Raw genomic sequence first — 5,879 nt, 5'->3', positions numbered from 1 at the left:
ACCGGCGACTCGATCACGGTCGCCCCGGCGCAGACGCTGACCGACAAGGAGTATCAGCGCATGCGCGATGCCTCGCTCGCGGTGCTGCGCGAGATCGGCGTCGACACCGGCGGCTCCAACGTCCAGTTCGCGATCCATCCCGACGATGGACGGATGATCATCATCGAGATGAATCCGCGCGTCTCGCGCTCCTCGGCGCTGGCCTCGAAGGCCACCGGCTTCCCGATCGCCAAGGTCGCGGCCAAGCTGGCGGTCGGCTACACGCTCGACGAGCTGCGCAACGAGATCACCGGCGGCGTGACCCCGGCCTCGTTCGAGCCGGCGATCGATTATGTCGTCACCAAGATCCCGCGCTTCGCGTTCGAGAAGTTCCCGCTCGCCGATGCCCATCTGACCACGCAGATGAAATCGGTCGGCGAGGTGATGGCGATCGGCCGCACCTTCCAGGAATCCTTGCAGAAGGCGCTGCGCGGGCTCGAGACCGACAAGGACGGCCTCAACGAGATGCTGAACCTGTCCGATCCGCAGTCCATCAGCCGCCTGCGCACCGAGCTGCGCCAGCCCGGTGCCGAGCGCATCTTCTACTTGGCCGATGCGTTGCGCGCCGGCATGGGCACCGACGAGGTGCAAGCGCTGACCGGGATCGATCCCTGGTTCCTGGCCCAGATCGAGCAACTGGTGGCGATTGAGCATGAGGTGCGGGTGCAAGGGCTCGATGTCTTGGACGCTAAGCGCTTGCGTGAGTTGAAACGACGCGGATTCTCCGATCGCCGCCTGGCCTCGCTCACCAGCCAGACCGAGGAGGTCATCCGCGAGCGTCGGCGCGAGCTCGGCATCCGGCCGGTGTTCAAGCGCGTCGATACCTGCGCCGCCGAGTTCGCGACCAGCACGGCCTATCTGTACTCGACCTACGAGGAAGAGTGCGAGGCGGCGCCGACCGACGCCAGGAAGATCATGGTGCTCGGCGGCGGTCCGAATCGGATCGGGCAGGGCATCGAGTTCGATTATTGCTGTGTCCATGCCGCCTTCGCGCTGCGCGACGACGGCTTCGAGACCATCATGGTCAACTGCAATCCAGAGACGGTCTCGACCGATTACGACACCTCCGATCGCCTCTACTTCGAGCCGTTGACGGTTGAGGACGTGCTCGCCATCGTCGAGACCGAGCGCCCCTATGGCGTGATCGTGCAGTACGGTGGACAGACGCCGCTGAAGCTGGCGCGCGCGCTGGAGGCCGCCGGGGTGCCGATCATCGGCACCTCGCCGGATAGCATCGATCACGCCGAGGATCGCGAGCGCTTCCAGCGGCTGATCACCCGGCTCGGCCTGAAGCAGCCGCCGAATGCGACCGCGCGCAGCGAGGGCGAGGCGATCGAGCGCGCCGCCGAGATCGGCTATCCCCTGGTGGTGCGCCCGTCCTACGTGCTCGGCGGGCGGGCCATGGAGCTGGTCTACGACGAGCCCGATCTGCGTCGCTACATCCGCACCGCGGTGAGCGTCTCGAACGCGGCGCCGGTGCTGCTGGACCGCTTCCTCGAGGATGCGATCGAGGTCGACGTCGACGCGGTCTGCGACGGCGAGGCGGTGCTGATCGGCGGCATCATGGAGCACATCGAGCAGGCCGGGGTGCATTCCGGCGATTCCGCCTGTTCGCTGCCGCCCTACACCCTGAGTGCGGAGCTGCAGGATCGGATGCGCCAGCAGATGGCCGAACTCGGCCTGGCGCTCGGCGTGCGCGGGCTGATGAACGCGCAGTTCGCGATCAAGGGCGATGACATCTTCGTGCTCGAGGTCAACCCGAGGGCCTCGCGCACCGTGCCCTTCGTCTCCAAGGCGGTTGGCGTGCCGCTGGCCAAGATCGGCGCGCGCTGCATGGCGGGGCGCTCGCTGGCCGATCAGGGCATGCTGTTCGAGGTCGCGCCGACACGCTACTGCGTCAAGGAGGCGGTGTTTCCGTTCGTCAAGTTCCCCGGTGTCGATACCCTGCTGGGACCGGAGATGAAGTCCACCGGCGAGGTCATGGGCATCGGCCGCAGCTTCGCCGAGGCCTTCGGCAAGGCGGTCGAGGGCGCCGGTATGGCGCTGCCGCGCCCGGGCAAGGCGCTGCTCAGTATCCGTGATGCGGACAAGCCCCGCCTGCTGGCCGTGGCCCGTCAGCTGCTGGAGCTTGGCTTCAGCCTCTATGGCACCCATGGCACGGCGCGCGCGGTGCAGGAAGCCGGCATGGAGTGCATCGGCGTCAACAAGGTCAAGGAAGGGCGCCCGCATATCGTCGATATGATCAAGAATGGCGAGGTGCGCTTCATCGTCAACACCACCGAGGGCGCCGAGGCGATCGCCGACTCGGCGGCGATTCGACGCGCAGCCCTGCAACACAAGGTCAGCTATACCACGACCATCGCCGGTGCCGAGGCCACCTGTCGTGCGCTCAAGGCCGGCGAACTGCTCGAGATCACCCGGTTACAGGCGCTTTACTGAGCGCTTGCGCGCGGTTAGTCTCTAGCTTAACGCCCCGCTGGTCGGGGCCACTCTCAGATCGCGCCAAGGCGCGTCGATCGAGCGTCCGGTACCCACGCGAGCGTAGCGCGTCTCCTACCCGACCGACCTTCGACAAGAAGGCCAATCCAAACGCTGGCGCGGTGTCCGCCGACCAATCGGCCTCACCGGGCGAGTGCTGTCTTCAGTGAGCGCCGCAGCGCGCGCTCAACACCCATGAGGTTTTCCGCAATGAACAGAGTTCCTCTCACCGCTAGAGGCGCCGAGCAATTACGCGAGGAATTGGATCGCTTGAAGCGTGTCGAGCGCCCGCGCGTCATCGATGCGATCGCCGAGGCACGCGCGCATGGCGATCTGAAGGAGAATGCCGAGTATCATGCCGCGCGCGAGCAGCAAGGCTTCATCGAGGGCCGCATCCAGGAGATCGAGGGCAAGCTCGCCAATGCCGAGATCATCGATGTCACCAAGCTCGATCCGGGTGGTCGGGTGGTGTTCGGCGCCACCGTCGATGTGCTCGAGGTCGACAAGGACGAGGAACGCACCTTCATCATCGTCGGCGATGACGAGGCCGATATCAAACAGGGCAAGATCTCGATCGGCTCGCCGATCGCGCGCGGGCTGATCGGCAAGGCCGAGGGCGACACGGCGCTGGTCGAGGCCCCCGGCGGCCAGCGCGAGTTCGAGATCCTCGAGGTTCGCTACGAGTAGGGGAGCCAAGAGCTTGTGGCAGCCGATTGATTCCAACGCGCATTGAGCCAACATGGACCCGACCCATCTGGCACCTGCCGATCTGATCGTGATTGCCGTCTATGGCCTGCTGATCCTCGTGATCGGCATCGTCACCGCACGCCGCACGCAGAGCGGTGACGATCTCTTTCTCGCCGGTCGGCGGCTCGGTTGGGCGCCGATCGGGCTGTCGCTGTTCGCCTCCAACATCTCGTCGACGACACTGATTGGCCTGGCGGGCGCGGCCTATACCTGGGGCATCGCGGTTGCCAACTACGAGTGGATGGCGGCGCCCATCCTGGTGTTGATGGCGGTCGTGTTCGCGCCGCTCTACCTCAACGCGCGTATCGGCAGCGTGCCGGAGTACCTCGAGCGGCGTTTCGACTGGCGCTCGCGGCGCTACTTTTCGGCCTTCACGCTGATGTCGAATCTCATCGTCGATACCGCTGGCACCCTGTTTGCCGGTGCGCTGGTGCTGACGACCTTCGTGCCCGCATTGGACCTGTTCAGCGCCGCGCTCGCGCTCGCGGCCATCGCCGCGCTCTACACCGCTGCCGGCGGGCTGGCGGCGGTGGTCTATACCGACGTCGTACAAGCGATCCTGCTGTTGGTCGGCTCGGCGCTGGTGACGCTGTTGAGCTTCGCGCGCATCGATTTCGACTGGTCGGCGGTGGTGGCGGCGACGACACCCGAGCAGCGCTCGTTGTTCCTGCCGCTGTCCGATCCGAATCTGCCCTGGCTCGGGGTGCTGGTCGGCGTGCCGGTGCTGGCGTTCTACTTCTGGTGTACCAATCAGTTCATCGTGCAACGCGTGCTGGGCGCGCGCAGCCTTGCGGATGCCCGCGCCGGCGCCTTGTTTGCCGGACTGCTGAAGCTGCCGGTGCTCTTCATCATGGTACTGCCCGGGGTGATGGCGGTGATGATCCTGCCGCCGTTGGAGAACCCGGATCAGGTGTTCCCGGCGCTGATCGGCGAAGTCTTGCCGGCGGGCCTCAGCGGGTTGATCCTGGCGGCATTGGCGGCGGCCCTGATGTCCAGTATCGATTCGACCCTGAATTCGGCCTCGGCGCTGCTGACCCTGGACTTCATCGAGCCGTTGCGGCCGGGCTTGAGCCCGCGCCAGCTTGGCTGGATCGGGCGCGGCGCGATTGGTGTCTTCATGCTGCTGGCGGCGGCGATCGCGCCGCTCATCGGGCAGTTCGAGGGCCTGTTCGATTATCTGCAGACGGCGCTGTCCTATCTGGTGCCGCCGGTGGTCGTGGTGTTCCTGTTCGGCGCCTTCTGGCGGCGCCCCGACGCGGTGAGCGCGCTGGTCACGCTGATCGGCGGCCACCTGCTCTCGGCACTGCTGTTCGGGCTCTGGCTCGGCGGCGGGTTGCGACTGCATTTCACCTTGGTCGCGGGCCTGCTCTTCGCCGCCAGCGCCCTCATCCTGATCCTGACCACGCTGTTGCGCTCCGCCGCCGCCGCGCCGGCGCCAGGCACCGTCTGGCGCCCGGCGATGGCGGTGCCCGCGGGGCGTCCAGGACGCCGCCACCGGCGGTGGGCCGATTACCGATTCCAGGCCCTGATCCTGCTCCTGCTGACCCTGCTGCTCGTATCGACCTTTGCCTGAGACGGCCGGGGCGCCGGGCTGTTTTCGCGCGCTCGCCGGCCCCTGCGGCTTGCGATCATTGCCCGGGCGCCCTTAGCATGCGGGTTCTTTCCGATCGCCTCAGCCTGCGGAGTGCCGCACCATGCCGTTCGATCATCAACAGCCACCGCTCCTCTTCGGCGAAGTCCTGTTCGACTGTTTCCCCGATGGCGCCGAGGTGCTCGGTGGCGCGCCGTTCAACGTCGCCTGGCATCTGGCCGCGTTTGGCCTGGAGCCGGTGTTCGTCAGCCGGGTCGGCGAGGACGCGCTCGGCGAGCGCATCGATGCGGCGATGCGCGAGCAAGGCATGACCACGCTGGGTCTGCAACGCGATCCCGAGCATCCGACCGGCACCGTGCAGGTCTCCCTCAGCAACGGCGAGCCGAGCTACGAGATCGTGCCGGACCGCGCCTATGACTACATCGACGCCGCCGCGTTGCCGCCGCTGCCCGAGCAGGCCTTGCTCTACCACGGCAGCCTGGCGCTGCGGCAGTCGGTCTCGGCCGACGCGCTGCGCGCGCTGCGCGGGCGGATCGCTCCGGCGGCGTTCCTGGACGTGAATCTACGCGACCCCTGGTGGCGCAAGGAGCAACTGGTGGAACTGCTGGAAGCGGCGACCTGGGTCAAGTTGAATGCCGATGAGCTGCGCGTGCTGGCGCCCGAGGGTCAGACCGACGACGACGTCGAGACCCGCGCCCGGCGCGTGCTCGAGCGCTATGAGCTGGAGGCGGTGTTCGCGACCTTGGGTGCCGACGGTGCCTGCGCGCTGGCCGCCGACGGCGAGCGGAGCCGGGTCGCGCCCGCCGGCGACATCCAGGTCGTCGATGCGGTGGGCGCCGGCGATGGCTTTGCGTCGGTGCTGATCCTTGGGCTGATGCGACGCTGGCCGTTGCCGCAGACATTGGCGCGGGCGCAGGCGTTTGCCTCGGCCATCGTCGGTCAGCGCGGCGCGACGACGCGCGATCCCGCCTTCTACCAGCCGTTTCTCGCCGACTGGGGGCTTGTCGACGGCGGCCTGGCTCAT

4 protein-coding genes are annotated in these 5,879 nt (G+C 67.3%); all 4 read left to right on the top strand.

What is annotated here, in order from left to right; all coding sequences use genetic code 11:
- Window positions 1–2,478 (top strand): carbamoyl-phosphate synthase large subunit (gene carB / locus ACLFQI_RS10820; RefSeq protein ID WP_410759250.1); only part of this gene is annotated, 2,478 nt, incomplete at its 5' end.
- Between the two features lie 249 nt (window positions 2,479–2,727).
- Window positions 2,728–3,204 (top strand): transcription elongation factor GreA, encoded by a 477-nt coding sequence (gene greA, locus ACLFQI_RS10815; RefSeq protein WP_410759248.1) that lies wholly within the window; start codon window positions 2,728–2,730, stop codon window positions 3,202–3,204.
- 52 nt (window positions 3,205–3,256) lie between these two features.
- The gene (locus ACLFQI_RS10810) at window positions 3,257–4,837 is read left to right on the top strand and encodes a sodium:solute symporter family transporter (RefSeq protein WP_410759247.1); all 1,581 of its coding nucleotides are present in this window, start codon (window positions 3,257–3,259) and stop codon (window positions 4,835–4,837) included.
- A 121-nt stretch (window positions 4,838–4,958) separates the two neighbouring features.
- On the top strand, window positions 4,959–5,879 hold a 921-nt coding region (locus tag ACLFQI_RS10805), incomplete at its 3' end, for a carbohydrate kinase family protein (protein WP_410759246.1).

This window comes from Halochromatium sp., assembly GCF_046541315.1.
Taxonomy (GTDB): Bacteria; Pseudomonadota; Gammaproteobacteria; order Chromatiales; family Chromatiaceae; genus Lamprobacter.
This window is presented reverse-complemented; position numbering and strand designations above follow the sequence as displayed.